General features: G+C 68.3%; 20 protein-coding genes, 2 tRNA genes and 1 pseudogene. 11 read left to right on the top strand and 12 right to left on the bottom strand.

All coding sequences use genetic code 11. The features are described 5' to 3' along the window. Positions 1-177 precede the first annotated feature (177 nt). The 5 genes from ACVCAG_RS34330 to ACVCAG_RS34310 form a co-directional block, all read right to left on the bottom strand. Complete coding sequence (locus ACVCAG_RS34330) at positions 178-606, bottom strand: MaoC family dehydratase (RefSeq protein WP_440082631.1); 429 nt, start codon at positions 604-606, stop codon at positions 178-180. A 1-nt stretch (position 607) separates the two neighbouring features. Next, the gene (locus ACVCAG_RS34325) at positions 608-1,054 is read right to left on the bottom strand and encodes an FAS1-like dehydratase domain-containing protein (RefSeq protein ID WP_440082630.1); all 447 of its coding nucleotides are present in this window, start codon (positions 1,052-1,054) and stop codon (positions 608-610) included. A 319-nt stretch (positions 1,055-1,373) separates the two neighbouring features. Beyond that, positions 1,374-1,538, bottom strand: a complete 165-nt coding sequence (gene rpmG, locus ACVCAG_RS34320) for a 50S ribosomal protein L33 (RefSeq protein WP_030921771.1) — start codon at positions 1,536-1,538, stop codon at positions 1,374-1,376. Positions 1,539-1,618: 80 nt separating this feature from the next. Then, positions 1,619-1,692 (bottom strand) — tRNA-Met (locus ACVCAG_RS34315). 212 nt (positions 1,693-1,904) lie between these two features. Next, positions 1,905-1,977, bottom strand: a tRNA-Thr gene (locus ACVCAG_RS34310). Positions 1,978-2,548: 571 nt separating this feature from the next. On the opposite strand from ACVCAG_RS34310, the gene ACVCAG_RS34305 reads away from it, so the two are divergent. The 5 genes from ACVCAG_RS34305 (at position 2,549) to ACVCAG_RS34285 (ending at position 6,813) form a co-directional block, all read left to right on the top strand. Continuing rightward, complete coding sequence (locus ACVCAG_RS34305; protein WP_440082629.1) at positions 2,549-2,863, top strand: hypothetical protein; 315 nt, start codon at positions 2,549-2,551, stop codon at positions 2,861-2,863. Between the two features lie 305 nt (positions 2,864-3,168). Further along, complete coding sequence (locus ACVCAG_RS34300; RefSeq protein ID WP_440070545.1) at positions 3,169-3,417, top strand: hypothetical protein; 249 nt, start codon at positions 3,169-3,171, stop codon at positions 3,415-3,417. Positions 3,418-3,738: 321 nt separating this feature from the next. Then, positions 3,739-5,031: a SpoIIE family protein phosphatase gene (locus ACVCAG_RS34295; protein WP_440082628.1), complete on the top strand. Its 1,293-nt coding sequence runs from the start codon at positions 3,739-3,741 to the stop codon at positions 5,029-5,031. A 108-nt stretch (positions 5,032-5,139) separates the two neighbouring features. Continuing rightward, positions 5,140-5,547, top strand: coding sequence for a YciI family protein (locus ACVCAG_RS34290; RefSeq protein WP_440082627.1), 408 nt, complete (start codon positions 5,140-5,142; stop codon positions 5,545-5,547). Positions 5,548-5,550: 3 nt separating this feature from the next. Further along, positions 5,551-6,813 (top strand): sigma-70 family RNA polymerase sigma factor, encoded by a 1,263-nt coding sequence (locus tag ACVCAG_RS34285; RefSeq protein WP_440082900.1) that lies wholly within the window; start codon positions 5,551-5,553, stop codon positions 6,811-6,813. Between the two features lie 137 nt (positions 6,814-6,950). Here ACVCAG_RS34285 and ACVCAG_RS34280 read toward each other — a convergent pair whose 3' ends face one another. Together ACVCAG_RS34280 and ACVCAG_RS34275 are read right to left on the bottom strand one after the other, a co-directional pair. Next, positions 6,951-8,012 carry an Atu2307/SP_0267 family LLM class monooxygenase gene (locus ACVCAG_RS34280; protein WP_440082626.1) on the bottom strand — a complete coding sequence of 354 codons (1,062 nt, stop codon included), beginning with the start codon at positions 8,010-8,012 and terminating at the stop codon, positions 6,951-6,953. Positions 8,013-8,219: 207 nt separating this feature from the next. Then, a complete protein-coding gene (locus tag ACVCAG_RS34275; protein WP_440082625.1) occupies positions 8,220-8,822 on the bottom strand; it encodes a TetR family transcriptional regulator in 603 nt (200 codons plus the stop codon). 61 nt (positions 8,823-8,883) lie between these two features. Between ACVCAG_RS34275 and ACVCAG_RS34270 the strand changes: the two genes are divergently transcribed. Beyond that, positions 8,884-10,029: an FAD-dependent monooxygenase gene (locus ACVCAG_RS34270; RefSeq protein ID WP_440082624.1), complete on the top strand. Its 1,146-nt coding sequence runs from the start codon at positions 8,884-8,886 to the stop codon at positions 10,027-10,029. 3 nt (positions 10,030-10,032) lie between these two features. On the opposite strand, the pseudogene ACVCAG_RS34265 reads toward ACVCAG_RS34270, so the two are convergent. The 3 genes and pseudogenes from ACVCAG_RS34265 to ACVCAG_RS34255 form a co-directional block, all read right to left on the bottom strand. Then, positions 10,033-10,152 (bottom strand): annotated as a pseudogene (locus ACVCAG_RS34265) (IS982 family transposase); the annotation flags it as partial. Between the two features lie 38 nt (positions 10,153-10,190). Next, a complete protein-coding gene (locus tag ACVCAG_RS34260) occupies positions 10,191-10,820 on the bottom strand; it encodes a pyridoxamine 5'-phosphate oxidase family protein (protein WP_440082623.1) in 630 nt (209 codons plus the stop codon). A gap of 449 nt (positions 10,821-11,269) precedes the next feature. Further along, on the bottom strand, positions 11,270-11,860 hold the full coding sequence (locus tag ACVCAG_RS34255) for a hypothetical protein (protein ID WP_440082622.1): 591 nt from the start codon (positions 11,858-11,860) through the stop codon (positions 11,270-11,272). 1,260 nt (positions 11,861-13,120) lie between these two features. Here ACVCAG_RS34255 and ACVCAG_RS34250 point away from each other — a divergent pair. The 4 genes from ACVCAG_RS34250 (at position 13,121) to ACVCAG_RS34235 (ending at position 16,572) form a co-directional block, all read left to right on the top strand. Beyond that, positions 13,121-13,585 (top strand): hypothetical protein, encoded by a 465-nt coding sequence (locus ACVCAG_RS34250; protein WP_440082621.1) that lies wholly within the window; start codon positions 13,121-13,123, stop codon positions 13,583-13,585. A gap of 281 nt (positions 13,586-13,866) precedes the next feature. Further along, entirely contained in the window at positions 13,867-14,514 is a 648-nt protein-coding gene (locus tag ACVCAG_RS34245; RefSeq protein WP_440082620.1) for a methyltransferase domain-containing protein, read from the top strand. 365 nt (positions 14,515-14,879) lie between these two features. Beyond that, complete coding sequence (locus tag ACVCAG_RS34240; RefSeq protein ID WP_440082619.1) at positions 14,880-15,260, top strand: hypothetical protein; 381 nt, start codon at positions 14,880-14,882, stop codon at positions 15,258-15,260. Between the two features lie 610 nt (positions 15,261-15,870). Continuing rightward, positions 15,871-16,572, top strand: coding sequence for a hypothetical protein (locus ACVCAG_RS34235; RefSeq protein ID WP_440082618.1), 702 nt, complete (start codon positions 15,871-15,873; stop codon positions 16,570-16,572). Between the two features lie 455 nt (positions 16,573-17,027). Here ACVCAG_RS34235 and ACVCAG_RS34230 read toward each other — a convergent pair whose 3' ends face one another. Then, a complete protein-coding gene (locus tag ACVCAG_RS34230) occupies positions 17,028-17,654 on the bottom strand; it encodes a TetR/AcrR family transcriptional regulator (protein ID WP_440082617.1) in 627 nt (208 codons plus the stop codon). 83 nt (positions 17,655-17,737) lie between these two features. Here ACVCAG_RS34230 and ACVCAG_RS34225 point away from each other — a divergent pair, with 83 nt between their 5' ends. Then, positions 17,738-18,910: a DUF418 domain-containing protein gene (locus ACVCAG_RS34225; protein ID WP_440082616.1), complete on the top strand. Its 1,173-nt coding sequence runs from the start codon at positions 17,738-17,740 to the stop codon at positions 18,908-18,910. A 772-nt stretch (positions 18,911-19,682) separates the two neighbouring features. Here ACVCAG_RS34225 and ACVCAG_RS34220 read toward each other — a convergent pair. After that, the gene (locus tag ACVCAG_RS34220) at positions 19,683-21,545 is read right to left on the bottom strand and encodes a serine hydrolase (protein WP_440082615.1); all 1,863 of its coding nucleotides are present in this window, start codon (positions 21,543-21,545) and stop codon (positions 19,683-19,685) included.

The raw sequence follows: 21,545 nt of genomic DNA, 5'->3' as shown, positions 1-21,545 counted from the left end.
GCGAACCGCACCCTGATCCGCTGCGAGCCCTACCGGCGAACCACGCCCCGACCCCGCCGCGGGCCGTACCCGCGAACCGGCGCGGGCCGCCCGGGTGAACCCCTCCCGCCCCACCGCACCCCGAACCGGCTCCGGGCCGGAGCCGGTTGGGCACCGGCGGCGCCCGCGACAGGGCGCCTACGACAGCTGGACCACCGCGCGGGCCTTGGACAGGACCCGGGAGTCGTTGGACCTGGCGGTCAGGGCGACCACCACGCGCTTGTCCTCGAGCTTCTCCTCGACGATCCCGCTCACCGTGATGACGGCGCCCTGGTCGTCGTCGGGGACGACCACCATGGAGGAGAACCGCACCCCGTAGTCGACGACCGCGCCGGGGTCGCCCACCCAGTCGGTGACGAACCGGCCGCCCTGCGCCATGGTGAACATGCCGTGCGCGATGACGTCGGGAAGCCCGACGGTCTTGGCGAAGCGCTCGTTCCAGTGGATGGGATTGAAGTCACCCGAGGCCCCGGCGTACATCACCAGGTTCGCGCGGCGTACCGCGTATTCGGCGGGCGGGATCTGCTGGCCCGTCTCGACCTCGTCGTACTTGACCGTCGCGGCCATGTCAGCCCGCCCCTCCACGCTCGACGATGGTGTTGTAGGTCGTGCACACGAACTCGCCGTCGACGGTGCTGACGTCGCTCCTGACGGTGATCAGCTCGTTGCGGCCGATGCTGCGGATGTCGGTCACGGTGGAGACACTGACCAGCTCGTCCCCGGCGTGGATCGGCCGCCGGTACTCGAAGCGCTGCTCGCCGTGGACCACCATGGCGAGGTTCAGACCGAGCTCGGGGTCGGTCAGGATCGACCCTCCGGCCAGGCTGAACACGATGGGGAAGGTCGGCGGCGCGATCACGTCGGGGTGCCCCGCAGCCTGGGCGGCCTCCCTGTCCCGGTAGATCGGGTTGTTGTCGCCGATCGCCGTCGCGAACTCTTTGATCTTCACGCGACTGACCTCGTACGGCAAGGAGGGCGCGGACGCCCGCCCGACGAAGTCACGGTTCAGAGCCATCGTGCTCCTTTGCGGATATCGAACCGGTGGGGCCGACACCGGCGGGTCGGACGAGACATTAACAGAACAAGATTCCAGTATGTGTCCTCGGGTGGGACATCGGGCGGCGAGCTACCGGAAAGCGGTTCACCGGTAGGCGAGCCACCAGGAAACCGTAGCCCGGCCCGTTCTCGCGCCGGATCTCTTCCGTGGTCAACGCTCGTGCCAGAAAACTGTATAGATACGACAAACCGGCGCCTCGTCTGAGGACGCCGGTTTTCGTGGAGTATGTGCGTGCCGAAGCACTCATCCCCCGCCGCGGCGGAAGGCTTCGCGCAGACTAACGAGTCTCGCGGTGCGCCTGATGCGTCTTGCAGTTCGGGCAGTACTTCTTCAGCTCAAGCCGATCCGGGTCGTTGCGCCGGTTCTTCCGCGTGATGTAGTTGCGGTGCTTGCACTCCTGGCAGGCCAGCGTGATCTTCGGCCTAACGTCGGTGGCAGCCACTTGGGAGTGCCTTTCTACGTTCTGGACAGTGGACAACCCACGGCAGGACCTCTCTGGTGGGAGAAGCCCCGGATGGGTAGTAGCGGAGGCCGGACTTGAACCGGCGACACAACGATTATGAGCCGTTTGCTCTGCCTGGCTGAGCTACTCCGCCTTGAGGCCGACGAAATCGACCGACCCCGCAAGGATACCCGACCCGCAGAGTGCCTGCGTACTTGTGCAGGTCAGGGCGATCTCTTCTGGGTCGCCCCAGTATGCCCGCTCGCGCGTCAGGAACCTTGAGTACTTTCTGGCCCGCCTTTACCTGTCTTCAAGGCCAACCAAGCCGAAAGCCCTAACCAGGAGGTTAGGGCCTTTAGGCTGTCGAGCCCCTTTACGGAATCGAACCGTAGACCTTCTCCTTACCATGGAGACGCTCTGCCGACTGAGCTAAAGGGGCCTGTCCGTGTCGCTCTCGCTTGCGGACAGGTGTAACCATACACGGCTCCGCAGCGGGATGCGAAATCAATTGAGGTCCACCCGGACCACCACACGTCCCCCCTCGAAGCACCCACGCCGTCCCCCCGCGCCGGGCCTCTTCCCGCCGTCCCTCACACCGGACCCCGCGACCGGCCCCGCCCAGGATCGGGAGGGACGGCCGCTCCTCCCGACCGCCGGGAAACACCGGCCCGTCGCCGACCGGCGGCGCGGCGGACGTCCGGAGCCGGGTACCCGCCGAGGGGTGGCCACGTAGGCCGGAAGGGCGGCCGACGGCCCGGGCGGCGGTCGCCCGCACCACAGGTCATCGATGAAACGATCGGCGGAGACCACGCGCCCGCCCGCCGCGCGAGCCTGGCCGCCGCAGTCCGCCACCGGGAGGCGCCCAGGTCCCCGTACGGCCGTCGATCTCCGCCTGGAGCGGTACCGAGAACACGCACCACAGCAAAAGGCAGGTTGTGCGCCTTTTAGCCTTTTTTGGCGACAGCATGCCTTTTGAGGAACACCGAGCCTTTTGCCGAACACCAAGGAGCATGATGCTGCAGGATCGTCGCAGGGACACGATCCGGGCGCTCGACGAGAGCGACCGGCCGCACCTGTACTGGCACGGAGTGGACGGCGACGGCCACGTGTGGTTGTTCGAGACCGTCCTCGACAGCGGCGGGGAGTACTGGCCCGTGAGGCACGCCGAACTGGGTTCGGACGGCCTCGCCCGCAGATACTCGTGGCGGCACATCGAGGACGAGCACGGCTTCCTGGCCGAGGGCCCGATCTACCCCGGCGACTTCGGCCTGAACGCCCTGACCTCCGAGGAGTTCGACACCCTGTGGGCCGCGCTCGACGGGTGAGGGTGCCCTCCGGACCCCCGTCACGCGCCCCGGCCACGCGTGCCTCGTCCCCCACCGGCAGCGCCCCGGCAGTGCCCCGGCAGCGCCCCGGCAGTGCCCCGGCCGCCCCATCCTCGATCCACGGGGACGGCCCGGCCACCGACCGTCCCGCACCGGCACGTGAATGGCATTCTTCATCCCTTCCCATCGATTTTCGACTGTTTTCGACCACTGGCCGACCCCTGTTTCGGCCGCGCCATAAGATCGCTGCATCCGGATGACAAAGTTGGTTATTTCGCATATATGCATAGGGGTAAGTTGCTCGCATGAGCGGAACGCCCGGCCTGAGGATGGCGGCCTCGGACATGACCGCGCTGAGCCTGTGGACCGCCGACGCGGTGGTGCTGTTCGACTGGCTCCTGAGCGTGGATCTCGACCAGCTTCCCGTCCAGCACATGGCACAGAAACAGGCCCTGATGGCTCTTCTCCAGCAGCTTGACCGGAGCGTTCCCGGCTACACCTCCGAGGACATCGAACAGGCGCACCTGCTGCTGACCCGCGAGATGGGCCTGTGATCACGCCCGGCCCGCCACACCGCGACGGTGAGCGCCCCCGGCGGAGCCCTGCGATCCGTGCCGCGGCCATGAGCGTCCACGGCGCGACCGCGTGATTCACGTCGGGACCGTGCGTCCCGGCGGAGTCACGTGGCCCGGGACAGACCGTGTGGCTCGGGACGGGGCGGGGATCGCTGTCTCAGGGACGCTGGCCTAGAGTTTGATCTGTAGTGGTTTGTACTGCTTTGTGAGGCACAATCGTCTGCCCCGGCTGATTCCGGTGGCTCCGGGTATGAGCGGCGTGATCGTGGATGACGTACCCGGAAGAAGGCAGTCGCGCACATGGGCGTTGAGATCCCGGCGGCGGTGTTCGATCCCAAACGCCTGTCGGCGGTGTGGGCCACCGGCCTGCTCGACTCCGAACCCGAACCGTCGTTCGACGACCTCGCACGTCTGGCCGCGCGGGTGACCGGAACGCGGCGGGCGTTCGTGACCCTGGTCGACGACCGGCGGTCGTTCTGGAAGAGCGCGATCGGAATGGGCGAGCCGTCCATGTCCGAGCGGCAGAACGCGGTGGCCGACAGCCCCTGTCACATCCTGGTCGCGACGAACGAGCCGTTGCTCGTGGGCGACGCCGCCACCGACCCCCGCGTGCGCGATCTGCCGGCGGTGGAGCGGCTGGGGATCGGCGGCTGGGCCGGATATCCCATCCACGGCCCGGACGGCGAGGTCCTGGGCGGGCTCTGCGTGGTGGACTCGGTGTCGCGCGCGTGGTCCGACACCGACGCGCAGACGCTGGCCATCCTGGCGCGCGCCGTGTCGGGCGAGATCCGGCTCCGGGACGCGCTGGCCCGGTCCGAGCGGCACGTGATGGAGCTGAAGGCCGCGGGAAAGGTGTCCGAGAGACTGGTCCGGACCCTCCAGGACAGCCTGCTGCCGCCGATGATGCCGACGGTTCCCGGCCTGCAGGCCGCCGCCACCTACATCCCCGCCACGGGCGAGGTGGACGTCACCGGTGACTTCTACGACCTGTTCCTGGCGAGCGGTTCGCGCTGGTGCGCGGTCCTGGGCGACGTGTGCGGGCACGGGGTGGAGGCCGCGCAGATCACCGCCCTGGCCCGCTACACGCTGCGGGCCGACGCGCCCCGCCACATCTCGCCCAGCAGGGTGCTGGAGCAGCTGAACCGGGCTCTGCTGGCACAGCGGATCAGGGACGGGCGGTTCCTGACGGTGGTGTGCGCGATCTTCCGCCCGGACGGGGACGGTTTCACGGGAATGCTGTCCACGGCCGGGCACCCCTCCGCCCTGCTGCGACGGGCCGACGGAAGCGTGGAGTCCCTGAGAACACCCGGCGTCGTGCTGGGCATCATGGAGGAGACGAGGCTCGGGAACATCCGTTTCGATCTGAGGCCCGGAGACACGCTGGTGCTGTACAGCGACGGCGTCACCGAGGCGCATCCGCCGAGACAGCAGGACCTGTTCGGCGACGAACGCCTGATCACCCTGCTGGCGGAGTGCCGTGATCTCGACGCCGGTGACATCGTGCGGCGGATCGGGGACGCCACGATCGCCCACAGCCGAGGACGCATGACCGACGACATGGCCATCCTGGCACTTCGCGTTCCGGCTCCATGACCGGATGTTTTTCGCCGGATGCCCGGCAGAATGTCGAGAACGCGGTCGCCTGCTTCTACCTGTGGGTGAGGGCGTCGACGAGGGCGCTCGAACATGAGGAGCGAAGACATGAAGTACATGATGTTGATGCAGTTCAGCGGGCAGACGCAGGACGAGTTGCCGCCGATCGACACCTGGCCCGTCGAGGACGTCCAGGCTCACATCCAGTTCATGCACGACACGAACAGGAAGCTCGTCGACGCCGGGGAGTTCGTGGACGCCCAAGGGCTGGCGGCTCCGGACCAGGTCAAGATCGTACGGGCCGGTGAGGGTGGTGCCGCCGTCGTCACGGATGGCCCGTTCCCCGAGACGAAGGAGTTCCTGGTCGGCTACTGGATCATCGACTGCGACAGCCCGGAGCGGGCGGTCGATCTCGCCGCGCACGTCTCGGCGGCGCCCGGCCCCGGCGGCAAGCCGCTGAACATGCCGATCGAGCTGCGCCAGGTGATGTCGGTCGCCCCGTCCGAGGAGCTGTGACCGCTGGATAGCCCGGCCGCCGACGACCTGCTGCGCCGGCTGGTGCCGCAGGTCGTCGGCGTGCTCACCCGGCGCTTCGGAGACTTCGCCGCCGCCGAGGACGCGGTCCAGGAGGCACTGATCGACGCCGCGGCCCAGTGGCCGGAGGAGGGCGTCCCCGCCAACCCGCGCGGATGGCTCATCCATGTCGCGTACCGCCGGATGACCGAGCAGCTCCGCAACGAGCAGGCACGGCGCCGCCGGGAGGAACTGGTGGCCACCCAGGCGCCCCCCGATCGGCGGACGGCGCCGCCGGCGGACGACGCGTACGAGACGGACCGGGACGACACGCTCACCACGCTGTTCCTGTGCTGCCACCCCGCGCTCACCCCGGCGTCGGCGATCGCCCTCACCCTGCGGTCCGTGGGCGGCCTGACGACGGCCGAGATCGCCAGGGCCTTCCTGGTGCCCGAGCCGACCATGGCGCAGCGGATCAGCCGGGCCAAGCAGCGCATCAAGGCGTCCGGTGTCCCGTTCCGCATGCCGGCTCCCCCGGAACGGGCACGACGGCTCGGCTCGGTGCTGCACGTGCTCTACCTCATCTTCAACGAGGGCTACGCCAGCAGCGCCGGTCCCGACCTGCAGCGCGTGGAGCTGGCCCGCGAGGCGATCCGGCTGGCCAGGATGGCCCACGGCCTGCTCCCCGACGACTGCGAGGTGGCCGGGCTCCTCGCGCTGATGCTGCTCACCGACGCCCGGCGCCCGGCCCGTACCGACGCGAACGGCACCCCGATCCCGCTGGCGGACCAGGACAGAAGCCTGTGGAACGGCGAGGCCGTCGCCGAGGGGATCGCGCTCATCACCGGCACCCTGGCCAGGGGCTCGGTCGGCCCCTACCAGCTCCAGGCGGCGATAGCCGCGGTCCACGACGAGGCGGCGACGGCCGGGGAGACCGACTGGCCGCAGATCCTGGCGCTGTACGGCCTGCTGGAACGCATGTCCGACAACCCCATGGTCTCGCTCAACCGCGCCGTCGCCGCCGCCATGGCGCACGGCCCCGCGACCGGCCTCGACATGCTCAAGGCGCTCGACGCCGACGGCCGGCTGGCGGGCCACCACCGCTTCTACACGGCCCGGGCCCACCTCCTGGAGATGGCCGGTGACCTGCGGGCGGCCGTCGACGACTACCGCGCGGCGGCGAGCCGCACGACGAGCGCTCCGGAGCGCCACTACCTCACCACCCGTGCCGCCCGGCTCGCCACGCCGGGCCCACCGGAGCGAGGATGACCGCCTTCCACCACCGCCGGATCGAAGACCTCCGCGACGCCCTCTCGCCCCTCCTCGACGCGGCGGCCGCGTACGCGCGGGAGGGGCTCACCTGATCACGGTCGGCGACCTCGTCGCCGCCTTTCTCCCCGTTCCGATCATCCGGCCGGCGCCGCGGCCGGGGTCTGGGCCAGCAGCTCCCTCACCCGCGGCACGACCTCCTCTCCGTAGAGGCGGATCGTGTTCATCAGCTTCTCGTGCGCGAGCGTCCCGGAGCTGTACTTGAGCTCGAAGCGGTCGACGCCGAGCGCACCGACGGTTTTCGCGATCTTCGTGGCCACCGTCTCGGGCGATCCGACGTAGAGCGAGCCCTCGTCGGCCTCCGACTCGAAGCGGCCGCGGGTCGTGGGGCCCCAGCCGCGCTCGCGGCCGATGCGGTCGTGCATCGCTCGATAGTGCGGCCAGAGCTCGTCGCGGGCCTGGCCGTCGGTCTCGGCGATGTGACCCGGCGAGTGCACGCCGACCGGCAACCGCGCAAACCCGAACTGGTCGAGAGCTCGGTGGTAGAGATCGACGTACGGCGCGAAACGCTCCGGCGGACCGCCGATGATCGCGAGCATGAGCGGCATCCGGTAGCGCGCCGCGCGCACCACGGACTCGGGACTGCCGCCGACGCCGATCCAGGTGCGCAGCCGGCCGGACTCCGTCTTCGGATACACGTGCTGGTCCTTCAGCCCCGGACGGAGACGGCCCTGCCAGGTGACCGGGCCCTCCCCCAGGAGATGGGAGATCAGGTCGAGTTTCTCCTCGAACAGCTCCTCGTACTGCGCCAGGTCGAAACCGAACAGCGGGAACGACTCCGTGAACGAGCCACGGCCGAGAATGATCTCCGCGCGGCCCTGGGACACCGCGTCCAGGGTGGCGAACCTCTCGAACACGCGCACCGGGTCGTCCGAGCTGAGCACGGTCACCGCGGTGCCGAGGCGGATGCGTTCGGTACGGCCGGAGATCGTCGCCAGCACGATCTCCGGCGCCGAGACGGCGAAGTCGTCCCGGTGGTGCTCCCCGATGCCGATCGCGTCGATCCCCACGCTGTCGGCGAGCACGGCCTCCTCGACGACGTTACGGATCACCTGCGCGTACGACAGCCGGTTTCCGTCCGCGTCGACGGTGACGTCCCCGAACGTGTCGATCGCGAACTCCAGCGATGCGGACATCATTTCCTCTCTTTCCAACGACTTCCCAACCGCTTCTCAACGGCGTCGGCAGTAGACGGAAACCATGGCGACGCGGTGAGAATTCCGGACACCTCGGAGGCGTCCTTCAGGGCGCCACCTCGGGAAAGGCCCGCTGTGCCGTACCGAAGGGATCGTCGACGAGGTGGCGCCGGAGGGCTGCTCATGACGGGCCGGGGTCCGGAAGCCGCGCTAGGTGTGGCGGCCCTGCCGTACCGATTCAGGATTTTCTTCGTGTAGGGCACAGCCGTACACGATGACCTGAACCATGCTCTGGACGACGTCTCTGCCGACGCTCCCCGGGGGCGCGGTGACCAGTGTGAACAGCGCACCCCCGTAGAGCGCGATCAGGGCGGGGATCTTCTCGCGCGGGATGGCGAGGCCGAGTTCGTCGTGGTGCCCGGCGGTGATCTGCACCGACGTGTCCCGCAGGCCCGCGAGCGCCGAGGCGAGCGGCGGCCGGCGCACGGCCTCCAGCTGGAGTTCGAAGATTGCCAGATAGCGGTTGCGCAGTGTGGTCGCCGCCGTGAGCAGCGATTCCGTCAGCAGGTCGACCAGTGTCGCGGGCTGCCCGGTGGCCCGGTCGGTGTCGGCGTGATGCAGCTCGGCGATGCGCTCCGCGGCGGCCACCAGCAGCGCTTCCCGGCTGCGGAAGTAGTTCGAGGCCGTTCCCGGCGGAAGGTCGGCTTCCTTCTCCACCGCGCGGTGGGTCAGTCCGTGCACGCCCGACGACGCCAGTAGCTCGATGGCGGTGTCGGCCAGGGCTCGGCGACGGGCCGGATTGGTGGGCGGCATGCGGTCACGCTATACCAATATCCGTACTAGTACTTTCGTAGTGAATCGACGAGGAGGTCCCATGAGGATCGTGGTGGTCGGTGCCGGGCTCGGGGGAGTGACGGCCGCGGCGGGGCTGCATCGCCTGGGCCACGAGGTGACGCTCTTCGAACGGGGCGCCGAGCTCCGGGAGGCGGGCACCGGGATCGTGGTCATGCCCAACGGGCTCCGCGCGCTGGGCGCGCTGGGGCTGGCCGAAGACGTTCGCGGGCACGTCATGCCCGCCGCCCGCGCGGGATTGCGGGACTGGCGCGGGCGCCCGCTGCTGGTCACCGATGCGGTCCAGGCGCAGCAGGAGGTCGGAACGCCCGCCATCATCGACCGGGCGGAACTGCACCGGGCGCTACGCGCCCCGCTGCCCGCCGGCCTGGTGCGAACCGCGACCCCGGTCGAGCGCCTGGAGCCCGACCCCACCGGGGTGACCGTGATCAGCGACGGCACCCCCGTCGCGAGAGCGGACGCCGTGATCGCGGCCGACGGCATCGGCAGCAAGCTGCGCGAACAGCTCATTCCCCGCCACCCCGGGCTACGGCGGACCGGCCGGATGGACCTGCGCGGTATGCTGCCCCGCCCTCCCGGCCTGGTGACAGACCTGCTCGCCAGCCAGCTGGTCGACCGCCGCAGCGGGGCGATGTTCGGCCTGTTCCCCGTCGGCGAGCATCGCCTGTACTGGTTCACCGACTCCGTCCTGCACGGCACGCCGCCCGGCGCGGACGAGGCACGCCGACAGATGCTGTCCCTGATGGCCGACTGGCACCCCCTCGTCACGGCACTGATCGAGGCCACCCCGCCCGCCGACGTCTACGTCGACCCGATCGCTCGCCTGGCCGAACCCCTGCCCTCGTTCACGGTCGGCAGGATCGCGCTCCTCGGCGACGCCGCGCACGCCATGCCACCCGACCTCGGCCAGGGCGCCAGCCAGGCCTTCGAAGACGCGGCCGCACTGACCCGCCACCTGACCGGCGCAGAGCCGGCAGACGTCGCCCAGCGGCTCCTGCGCTACGACGCCGAGCGCAGGCCCAGCGCCAACCGCATGATGCGGGCGGCGTCCCGGCAGTCGCGGCTGACCTCCCAGACCGGCGTCGCCGCGTGGCTTCGCGACGCGTTGCTGCGCGCCGTACCGTCCCGGCTCGCCACCCGGCGGCTTGCCGCCCTCTGGCACGCCTAGTCGGTGGCCGCGGGCAATCAGCGATCGGGTGATGGGCCGGCCGGTGTGGCGGTTGTGCCGGACGGCGGCGGTCAGGGCCGGGACGCGCTGGGCGATGCGGGCGCCGACGCCGGTGGCGGTGCGGGCACGTCCCGCCGCCGTCCCAGGCCGAGCCCGCCCGCTCAGCCGTACATCCCCTCCGCGTAGGAGGGGCCGTAGTAGCGCTCCAGCTCCTCGATCGGGTCCTCCGGCCGTTCCAGCGCCTGGGCGATGCGTGCCCGCGAGGGCAGGGCCTGCGGGTTCCAGCTCTCCGGGCGCCACAGCTCCGAGCGGAGGAACGCCTTGGCGCAGTGGTGGAAGATCTGCTCGATCTCGACCACGATCGCGAGCCGCGGCCGGTGCCCCTTGACCACCATCCGGTCGAAGAAGGGGGCCTCGCGCACCAGGCGCGCCCTGCCGTTGACGCGCAGGGTGTCGCCGCGGCCGGGGACGAAGTAGATCAGGCCGACGTGCGGGTTGCGCAGGATGTTGTGGAATCCGTCCGCCCTGCGATTGCCCGGCCGTTCGGGGATCGCGATCGTCGAGTCGTCCAGGACCAGGGTGAAGCCGGGCGGGTCACCCTTGGGTGAGACGTCACAGGCGCCGTCGGTGTCCGAGGTCGCGACGAGACAGAACGGCGAGGCGGCCAGCCAGGCCCGGTCCAGCTCGTGCAGGGTCTTCCGCTCCTTGGCGATCACGGCCGGTTTGGGAGTGCCGAGCAGTTCCCGCAATTCGTCGGCGGAGTCGATCGATTCCCAGTCCTCGGCCGCCATGTTTCTCCTTTATGCAGAAGGCACGGAAAGTCTATTTTGGTGCCGTCCACGTTGGCGAGCGCCGCACTCGGTCCGGCGGGCCTCGCGCGAGACCACCGGGTCCTGAGCGGAGGCCTGTCCGGCAATTCGGAGTGGCGAAGCCGTAGCGTGACGGATGCCAGGATGACGCCCACCTGCGTGAGGTCCTCCATCGGCTTCGTTCCTGGATCGAGAGCGTCACCGAACAAGCCCGTCACGGGGTGCCGTTAGGCGCGCGTGACGCCGCCGGGAACGGGCTTGCCGACGCCCACGCGAGCCGCCCCCTACTCCTCGCGGTGATCCGCTCGGGAAGCCCACCCCCGCACCTGCTCGGTGAGCCGTACGGCAACGCGTCAGGGCACTGGCGCGGTGACGGTGTCTTAAAACTCGGCGGACCACCCGACACGCGGATCGGAAAGTCGATCTGACACCTACTCCACCCACCACCAGCCATCTCCAAGCTCGCGTGTGGCACTGCCGAGATCACCGCTCGCCGTGCGGACCGTCGCACCTCGACCACCGGAACCCGGGACATAGGCGATGCCCCTGCCGCTCTCCGCCCGCCAATCCTCGAACACCGGCAGGTAGAGCGCGTCGTCCTGTGACCGTACCCGACCGTCTATCGACAGATATTCCATCCACCCGGGCACGGTGAGTGGGCGGTGGTTGTCATAGTCGGAGGCAAGTTCGGCGAACGCGTCCCGGTGCAGCCATACCTGGCCCTCCGCATACAGGGGCTCCCAGTCGGCGGTTCTGACCACCGCTCCGGCACCGAGGGCAAGCAACAGCACGGCGACACACCGGCCGTAGTCCTTGAGGAACAGACAGGTCACCACCACCGCGACCGACCGGCTGATCACCCATAACCAGACCGCCATGATCGCAAGCCAGGCGAACAGCTCGGACACCCTGAACACCGGAATCCAGAAGTACTCCAGCGCCACCAGCGTGAGCCATGCGAGTGACACCACCTTGAGCACCGGACGGCTCAGGGGCTTCTTCTCGCTGGATGCGGTCGACACGGCGTGAAGTTTTCTGCAGCGACGAGCAACTACGCCACACCCGGACAGATAACTTCACACTTTTTACACAGTTTCCCTCCATATTCACCATGTCCAGTGGGCTCGTGCCGAGGCACCAAAGCCCCGGACCGTCGATCGCACCCACTTACGGCGTCCACCCATCACCGGGTGATCATTAGGCCAACGTCCGCGCGGCGACATCATGGCGTACACCAGACCGCATCAGCAGTTCTGATCTTGCCCGTCCCGATCGGCTCCACCTGGACCGGCGGGCACGGCCGGCCCCTGCGGAACGGAGTTGAACGGGGCTGGACCGCGACCAGGAACTCATCGTCACGAGCGGCGTGATCTCGATGATGCGTGCCGTCCGGCGGCCGGTCGCACCTTGTCCGGGCTCATATCTCACCCTCGTCCTGCCCACCCTGAACGGCCATCACGCGGTCGTGAGAGCGGTGATCCAGTGGATCGAATCCGGAAGGCGGCTTCTCAGCGTGCGATCATGAATTCCATGACGTCGACCAGAAAGGGCCATGCCGCGTAGGCGCCCTTCCGCGGTCCGCGCACGAGGACCGGTGTGCGGAACCCACAGAACCTCGATCCATCATGTCCCCGGCCTCGGACGCCGAGCCATGGCCGCGGTGATCACACTGGAACACACTCGCATGTGGCCAGGTGAGGTGGCTGCGGCATTGCTGGCCTGGACGCAGGCGGTAGTGCCCGGCACCGCCGACCGGATCGCGCCTACGTGCATGTGCCCCGAATGTTGTGGAGACGGGCCACGCCGGCGACTCGAACAGGCACTCATCGCACTGCCGCGCTGGGCCAAGCCCTGCCTGTACGCCTTGGTCCTCCCCATCGACAGACGCTTCGTCGCTCGAACGTTCCCGAACCCGCATGCTTCGCCTGAATGGCCGTGGTGGCAGCGACGGCGCTGAGCACTTCGAATTCTTGAGAGCTTGCCCGCAAAGACGTACACCGATCTCGCGCAACCTGCGAAGAAGCGGCTCACAGCACTACCAAGCCGTTCAGGGGGCTCGGGGACGGACGACCTTGCTCCAACGACGACGCGCGTACGACGCGAGCAACCGTAGAGCGCCGTTGACGACCATGAACAGCCGAAAATACGAGAAGAGCCGCCATACCGCGTTTCCGCTGGTGTGGGGTTGTCAAGCGAACTGGATGGCCCGAAGCTTGAAGATCCTCGAGTCACGTAAGCAAGTACGCTGACCGCGATCGCCCGCGACGGTGAAGGAGCCGCCAATGACCGCCGACCCGACGATGGCCCGGATCGGCCAGGGAGTGGAGTTACATCACCACCGAGGTCAGCGTGAAGCCGCTCGCGACTTGTTCGCGCAGATCTGGGACGACATCGGCGGCGAGCAAGGCGAACCACTGCATGTTTGCGTCCTTGCCCATTCGATGGCCGACGTGCAGGACGACGTGCACCAGGAGCTGATGTGGGATCTGCGGGCGCTCACCGCCGCCGATCTGGTCACCGACGAGCAGGTGGCGCAGGCCGGGGTGCCGCTTTCAGTGGCCGGCCTGTATCCGTCGTTGCACCTCAATCTGAGCGACTGCTATCGCAAGCTGGGCGACCTCGGCCGCGCCCGCGAGCACCTCCAGCAGGCGCGAGCCGGGATCGGCGCACTGGGCGACGACGAGTACGGGAAGCTCATCAAAGGTGGCCTGGAGCGGCTGGCCGAACAGCTGGATGACGCCACCTGACCGCGTCCCGGCGAATTCTCCGCATCAGTTGTTGATCTTCTCCGTGGATGCTTTGAGCCGGGGTGCCCTGGGTCGGGAGGCCCAGGGTTTCGAGCGTTTCCCAGGCTGTCAGCTGCCGTGCTGACATGCCTGAAGCCCCCTGAACACTGGTGAGGCGAGTACGCCCTCGCCTCACTTGCCTCACGTGACTTCTCCGAACCGGCGACAGCCCGGGCGAACGGGCGGGAGGGAAGATCGTGATCCTCCCGCTCGCCTCGGGGCCGGGAACTATTGTCGCGAGCATGGTCGAACACGATGTCCTCAGTACCACCCGCGAGGCTTACGACGCTGTTGCCCTCACCTATGCGCAGCTGTTCCGCGACACGCTGCGTGACAGTCCCCTGGACCGCGCGATCCTGGGTGCCTTCGCCGAGGTCGTGAGTGCGAACGGGGACGGTCAGGTCGCGGACCTGGGGTGTGGGCCTGGCCATGTCACCGCTCATCTGGACGAGCTGGGGCTGGCGGCGTTTGGTGTCGACGCCTCTCCCGCGATGATCGAGTTGGCTCGGCAGGCCTATCCGGGCCTGCGGTTCGACGTGGGCTCGATGACCGCGTTGAACATCGCTGACGGCGTGCTGGGCGGCGTACTCTCACGGTGGTCCATCATCCACACTCCGCCGCAGGAGATCCCCGTCATCCTGGCCGAGTTCCATCGTGTGCTGGCACCTGGCGGCCACCTTCTGGTCGGCTTCTCGGCAAGCGATGGTCCGTCTCACCCGACGCAGGTCTTCGATCACACCGTCGCGCCGGCCTACCGGTGGTGGCCTGATCACCTCGCCGCGATGCTGCGCGAGTCCGGGTTGTCCGAGGTGGCCCGGATGGTTCGCGAGCCTCAGCCCACCGACCGACGGCAGTTCCAGGAAGTTCACCTGCTCGCCCGCAAAGCCTGAACAGGGGCTGTCTGACCGAGCACATGACCGCGTCCAGCCTGCCGCACGGGGAGCCTTCAGGCTCCAGACGTCGACTCGTGATCAGGGCTCACCGACCGTTCGAGCTCCGATTCGGCCGCCGGGAGCCGGTTCCCCCTGCCTACGGCTTGCCCCGCTCCAGGGCCTCCTCCGGGAGGACACAGCCGGCGGTAGCGGTTTTCAAGAGCGCCGCGTTCTCGGCGCCGATACTATTTCTGACCTGCAGATTGATTCTCATCAGGCGTGCGGCCAACGAAAATCATCCCGCGCATATCCCGTATGTGTGGCTGCTCTGTCCGTCCACCCTCCGAAAAGGTCCGGTTCACCATTCGCGATAGCGTCGGACCGTGTCGTATGACGTCTGCGTGTACGGTCCTGCCGACGAGCCAGGGGAAGGCCAGGAACTCTACGAGGCGGCCCTGGGGAGCCACAGGTCGATCAACCACTACTGGGTCAAGCCGGCGCAGTTGCTCGGACTTCCTCTCCTCTCCCTCCTACCTGGCGAAGACCTTACGGTCCGGCATGAGGAATTGGCCGCGCTCTCGGCTGAACTGCAAGCGCTCGTCAAGCACTGGATCGACACCGTCCCCGATGACGAAACCATCATTTACCATATTGGACATCGAAGATTTCGCGTACCTCTGCTCATCGATCTGCTCGATCGAGTTGACCACCTGCGAGCAGCGATACGGATCGCTGAGTTGACCGGAGGTCACCTCTACATCTAGCGGTGGCTTCTGGAGAGCTTCCAGACCACCTGCTGGCGAATCGGTCTGATCTCGGGCTGTGCTTAGGGTCGGCGATCACACGAGCATGCTCCGACTGGATGATCGCCGTCTCACGATCCGCGGCCCGGCAGTACTCGTAGAAGCCCACGCGAATGATCGTGGTCCGGCACGCGCAACAGGGCAACTCTCGTCAACGACGTCGTCGTATTCCTGGCATCCTGCTTGAAAAGACGCATGCCGATGTCCACTTGGCCGGCGTCGGCGTACTTCGCAACGAGTTGAAAAGTCCTGCTACGTCGCGATCTTTGAGGATTTCTCTGCCGTCTTCGTGGTCCCGTACTTCGACTGGGGTCTCGATCGGTTCGAAAGCGCTCCCGTGCATTCCGCCCCCCCGGCTGCTGGTTCCCAAGGGGATGCGTCGCTACATGTCGAGACCCTAGATGCCTCGGTGGAATATACGCGTGGGATGGGGCTGAGAAGTTCTTCCGTATGGTCACCGACGTCGCCCTTTTCCGGCTCCTCGCCACATCGCCCGTCTTCTCGGCATTGAGGACAGGACCCCGGTGATCTCGCGTCGGCGGGTGGCCAGACAGGGGGTCGGCTGTCTGCGGTGGAGACCCTGTGGTTCCCGCTGGAGGGCGCATCGGGCACCGACGTCGACAAGCCCGAACCGCCGGTACGCGGGGTGCGCCATCACCTCCGGGCGGTCAAGCACCTGTGCTCCGATCACGTCACCGAGCGACTGACCGCGCGCGACCCCACCAAGGAAGAGGCCGAGCCACTCGCCTCTTCCAAGCCCGTCATGGGGGTGCCGGCCAGCGTGCATGACGCCGCCGGGGCCGTGATCCTGGTGATGGGCGTGGCCTTGCCAGCTGATCTTCACGAGCTGCGAATGTGGGTCAACGACGCGAAGCTCGACGCTCTGATCGATCGATTCGAGAGCCATCCCCTGCCGCCCAAGACCTATATGGTCGATGGTCACGCGGAAGGCTCCATGGCGCTTCGTGGCAACGGCAACCACTGCGACCACCGTGTTCGGTTGACACTGAACACGGAGTTGTCCGTCGACGAGCTCATCGACTATTACGATCGGGCCGACATCACAGGCGTCGACGGCGACCGGCCGATCACCACCGTGTGGACCTATCAGCCGTCGAAGCACGCGATCTACGGTAACCGCGCGGTGATCGTGGAGCTCAACGACAGCACCGGCGCGGGCTTGGGCCTTCGCTGTCACCGAGCAGCTGAGGTACGTCGCCGGATACTGGCCCCCGCTCGCCGCATCTCCTACCCACTCGTGCGGACGCGTTGAAGAAACCAACCTCGTCTCAGCCGGACAAGTGGACGAGCGCACACATAGCCGTCTCGCTTCAAAGGAGCCTCAGCAACGGCCATCTGAGGCCCCATCCCGATCAGCTTCCACCAGAGCCTCCCCGCGCGGCTGCTTCGTCGTCGGCAAGGTCGAGCAGGTCAAGGACTTCGACGCCTCGTCCGGGACGCCGCCAAGCCCTGAGAACTTGGGCACGTATTCGGCACAGCCCCCCGTGGACGCCCGGCGACAGCCGTAGACGGCCGGGCATGCGAGAACAGCCCCTCACCGCGTTTCCGCTGGCGAGAGGGCTGTTTCTGCTGGTGTGGCAGGTGCGGGAGTTTTCCGCAGGTGGCATCTGGTACGTGACCTGCGCCAACGGGTGCGGACACGTCCGTCGACGTTCGTGATCGTCCGCGCCTGTTGTCACGCGGCCGGCCACGAGATGCGGAAGATCGTCAACGCGCTCCTCTACCGGGGCCGGACCGACTGCCGGTCGGACTCCCGATCGCGGGCAGGATCGCCTGGTCGACTATCGCCGCGAGGTCCTCGTCGCTGGGCGGTACCCCGGCGTCGATCAGACGCTTGGTGACGAGGGCCTCGCCGATGTCGGCCACAACCGGGGTGAGGAGCTCAGCCGGGAAGTGGCCCCGGTCGGCGTAGTGCTGCAGCACGGTGCGGGTGAACGTGCCGCCCCGGTTGGCGAAGACCCGCTCGAACAGGGCCTCGGACATCAGTGCGGCGCTTTTCGGGTCGGTGAGGATGGCCGCGACAGCGCGGCCCGCCGGGCTGAGGGCCCAGTCCACCATGAGGCGCAGGGCGCGGATGAGGTCACCGCGCAGGTCGTCGGCCCCCGCCGTCGGCTCCTCGACCGGGTGCTGGTGGTAGAGCGCGTCGAGGAGCACCTCCAGCGGGTCCGACCAGCGGCGGTACAGGGTCGTGCGGGGCGTGGCCGCGCGCCGGGCGATGCCGTCCATGGTCAGCCGCCCCGCACCGACCTCCACCACCTCTTCCAACACGGCGTCGTGGATGGCCTTCAGCAGTTCTTCTCCGCGCCGGCGCATCCGGGCGTTGTGATCGCCCATCGCTCCCCCTTGCTTAGCTGCACGGGTGTATCTTACTCTCAAACATTAGCTACACCTCTGTATCTAATTTCAAGAGGACAACCATGTCCATCGCCCCACCGGCTCCCGTTCACGGGGCCACCCCGATCACCCAGCGCGCGCTCGCGCCCGATCTCGCACGTGGGCTGATGCTGCTGCTCATCGCGTTGGCGCACTCGCACATGTACCTGTCAGGCCACGAGGCGGGCTTCCGCGGCTACGCGCTCGACGGCGGCCCCCTGGACCGGCTGGTCGCCGGGACGCAGATCCTGCTGGTGGACGGACGTGCGCTGCCCATGTTCGCCGCCCTGTTCGGCTACGGCCTGGTGCAGCTCGCCAACCGGCAGCTCGCCACGGGCAGGAGCTGGCCACAAGTGCGCAAGGTGCTGCGCCGGCGGAGCCTGTGGCTGCTGGCGTTCGGGTTCTGCCACGCGCTGCTGCTGTTCTTCGGTGACATCCTCGGGGCGTACGGGCTGGTCGGGCTCGTGCTCGTCGGGTTCATCCGGCGCGAGGACAAGGTCGTGCTACGGGCCGCCAGCGTAGGCCTGGTGCTGCACGTCGTGATCCTGTTCGGTTTCGGGCTGCTCACCATCTCCGCGCCCAAGGGCGACACGCCCGCCGCCATGGCGGACCCGATCGAGGCGACCGTGATGCGGCTCATCGGATGGTCCGGGATGACGCCCACATACTTCGCCGCCAGCGTGGTGCCGGCCTTCCTGCTCGGGATCTGGGCGGCGAGGCGCCGCCTGCTGGAAGACCCCATCTCGCACCGGGACCTGCTCTCCCGGGTCGCCGTCCTGGGCACCGGGCTGGCCGTCGTCGGCGCAGTGCCGCTGATGCTGGTCGACACCCGCGTCTGGACGCCATCTGACATGGTGGCCGTGTCGGCGTACGCACTGCACAGCGTGACCGGCATCGCCGGCGGGCTCGCGTACGCGGCCATCATCGGACTCGCCACCGGCCGGATGCGGCGCGACCGTTCCGGCCCGGTCGTCAGGGCTCTGGCCGCGTGCGGTCAATGGTCGCTGACCTGCTACCTCCTCCAGTCGGTGATCTTCGTAGCGGTGTTCACACCGTACATCGGAGGGCTCGGCACGCGTGTGGGCGACGCCGCGGCGTCCGGCATCGCCGTGGTGACCTGGCTGGCCACCGTGGTGCTCGCCGCGCTGCTGGCGCCCGGTGGGCGAAGAGGACCGGCCGAGGCCGCACTGCGGCGCCTCACCTACTCGCGCCGCTGACTCCCCCGTACGTCGGGGTACAAGACCCGCCGGGTCGCGGCGGGCATCCAGCAATGCCGGAGGCCGCTTCCAACGCCCCGGAAGCGGCCTTCGACGGGGATGGGCGGCTCGTCGGCAAGTCGTTCAGGGTAGTCGTACCGCCTCGAGCTCGGTGTCGGTCAGCAGCGCTTCGATGAGAGCCGGAGGGCCGGCGACCTCGGTGGCTCACAGGTCGTAGTCGGCGCACAGGGCCCATGAGCGGTCCTCGGCCCAGAGGTTGGACGGGCTGAAGTCGACCTCGGGATTGTCATGCAAGATCCCGGAATCTCCGAGGCATCCCGCACGCACATGGAGGTTGTCGAATTCGATGGCCCCGAGCACCAGCGGGTTGCAGCAAGCCAGGCACTCTACATTCAGCCGGAGTGACCTGTAGGTACCCGCGTGCCACCGTGCCAAGCCCGCTGTCGAACCGACAGCCTCAGCCGTCCCCTGTCATCGCCGGCTTACTTCGGACGGCCCGCAGACGACCCAGCCCTGCCGGTTGTTCCGATGCTGCTACGCGCTTGAGTCCTCCTCGCAAACGGGAGCCGGCCCCTCCTGGGGAGCCCCTGATCCGGCCACGCGGCAGATGTGGGCCAGGGGCGTGTGACCTGAGGTGACGTCGCCGTACCTCACTGAGGAAACTCCATCCTGTTTTCACAGGGAGAACGGGCCGGTGCGGTGGCGGTCGGGTGTGAACGTCGTGGTGGCGGGGTGAGATCTTGGAGGTAGATCGCCTGTCGGCGGGCGACAATCAGCCGAACTGCCAGCCGAGCAGGTTCCAGTGAATGCAGAACCAGACGAGGGCCAGCATTCCGGCCAGCAGGGTCACCTGGTGACCGCGGGCCAGGATGCCGATGGGCCGGTGTCTCCAGCCGATCACGGTGGTCGCGATCGCGGCGATGGTGAGGGCGAGGAACAGCGGGGGAAGAAGCAGCAGGACCCGGAGGGTCGTCGGCACGCCGTACAGGATGCTCGTGTCGCCGGTCAGGGTCAGCGCGAACATGACGACGAACACCAGCCCGACGGTGCCGGCCAGGCCGGCGAGGAGGCGGCCGGCGCGCCAGGCGCGAGACGTTTGAGCGGGACGCCTCCGCAGTCGCCGGAGCACGGCGGCCGACGGCAGGCCGAGTACGGCCGTCAGGGCGGTGACGACGAACACCAGGACGACGATGAGGTTGGCCGGAGGGGTGTCCCACCAGGGAATGAGTTCGTAGGCGGGCCCGTCGGTGGCCGCGTACGTGACGCCGGCGCCGTTCGTGACGAACGCCAGCCGCTGGGAGCCGCCGTCTTGCTGATAAAGCCCTGGCGCCAGCGGGCTCCACGTCATGCCCTTGAAGGCGAGTTTCCCGCCGTCCTCGACCCGCAGCCGGGAGGAGCCGGTGAGGGTGAGCACCTTCTCGATGGTCGACTCGACGGTGCGGGCCGGCTTGTAGAAGCCCGCCACGGGCGTGGCCGCCTTGCCGGGAGGGCCGGAGGGCGCGGCGCGGTCGCCGGGGAGGAAACGGTTGAAGAAGGCGGGTATGAGCTCGGTGACGGTATCGATGCCGCCCATGCCGTTGGTGGAGACGAACAGGCCGATATCGGCGTCGGGCACCAGCAGTAGCGCGCTCTGGAAGCCTTCCCAGCTGCCGTCGTGCATGATCACGCGATGCCCGTTGACGGTCTGCTCCTTGAACCCGTGGGCGTACCCGTCGATGCGGGGGTCGGCGGCGAAGGACCGCTGGTGCATGAGACGGGCGGTGGGCTCGTCGAGGATGGGCCCGTTCTCCAGATGGGCGATCATGAAGCGGGCCATGTCGTTCGCGGTGGCACTGATCGATCCGTCGGGCGGGAGGTTGTCGAAGACGAAGGGCTTGCGCTGGTACATCCCGTCTTCGTAGTCGTAGCTGCGCGCCTGGCCCACGGTCAAGCGGGTGGGGACCGGCTCGGAGGCCGTACTGTGCCGCATGCCGAGCGGGTCCAGGATGTGGTCCTGTACGTACTGGTCGTAGGGCTGCCCGCTCACCTGCGACACGATGTATCCGGCCAGCGCCGCGCCATAGTTCGAATAGGCCGACACCTCTCCGGGCGGGCGTATCCGCGCCGGCATGTGCTCGGCGAGATACGTGCCCAGAGGCGGCACGTCGGCCTTGCGCCGCGCGCCCACGCCGATGGTGCGGTCCTCGAACCCTGCGGTGTGGTTCATCACCTGCGCCAGCGTGATCGGCTGGGGGTACGTCGCGGGGATGCGGAATGTGGTGAGGTAGCGGTTCACGTCCGCGTGCAGGTCGAGCCTGCCCCGCTGCACCTGTTGCAGCACCGCGGTCCAGGTGAACAGTTTGGTGATCGAGGCGATCCGCACCAACGAGGTGCCGGAGTCGAACGGCGTCCCGTTCTCGCGGTCGGCCAGGCCGTACCCCTTGCTGAAGAGGGTTTTCCCGGCGCCCACCACTGAGACCACCGCGCCCGGCACGTGGTTGGCCTCCAGTCCTCTCGGCATGGCGGCGTCGAAGAAGTCCGCCAGTTGACGGGTGTCCGGAATGCGCGGCGAGGCCGCCGCCGCGGCAGGCGGCCAGACGGCCACCAGCGACAGCGCGGCGATGAGCAGCAGGCGTGGAAGGGTGACTGGCCACAC

The organism is Streptosporangium sp. G12 (genome assembly GCF_052983175.1).
Note: the sequence above shows the minus strand (reverse complement) of the source record. Positions and strands in the feature narration are given on the sequence as shown.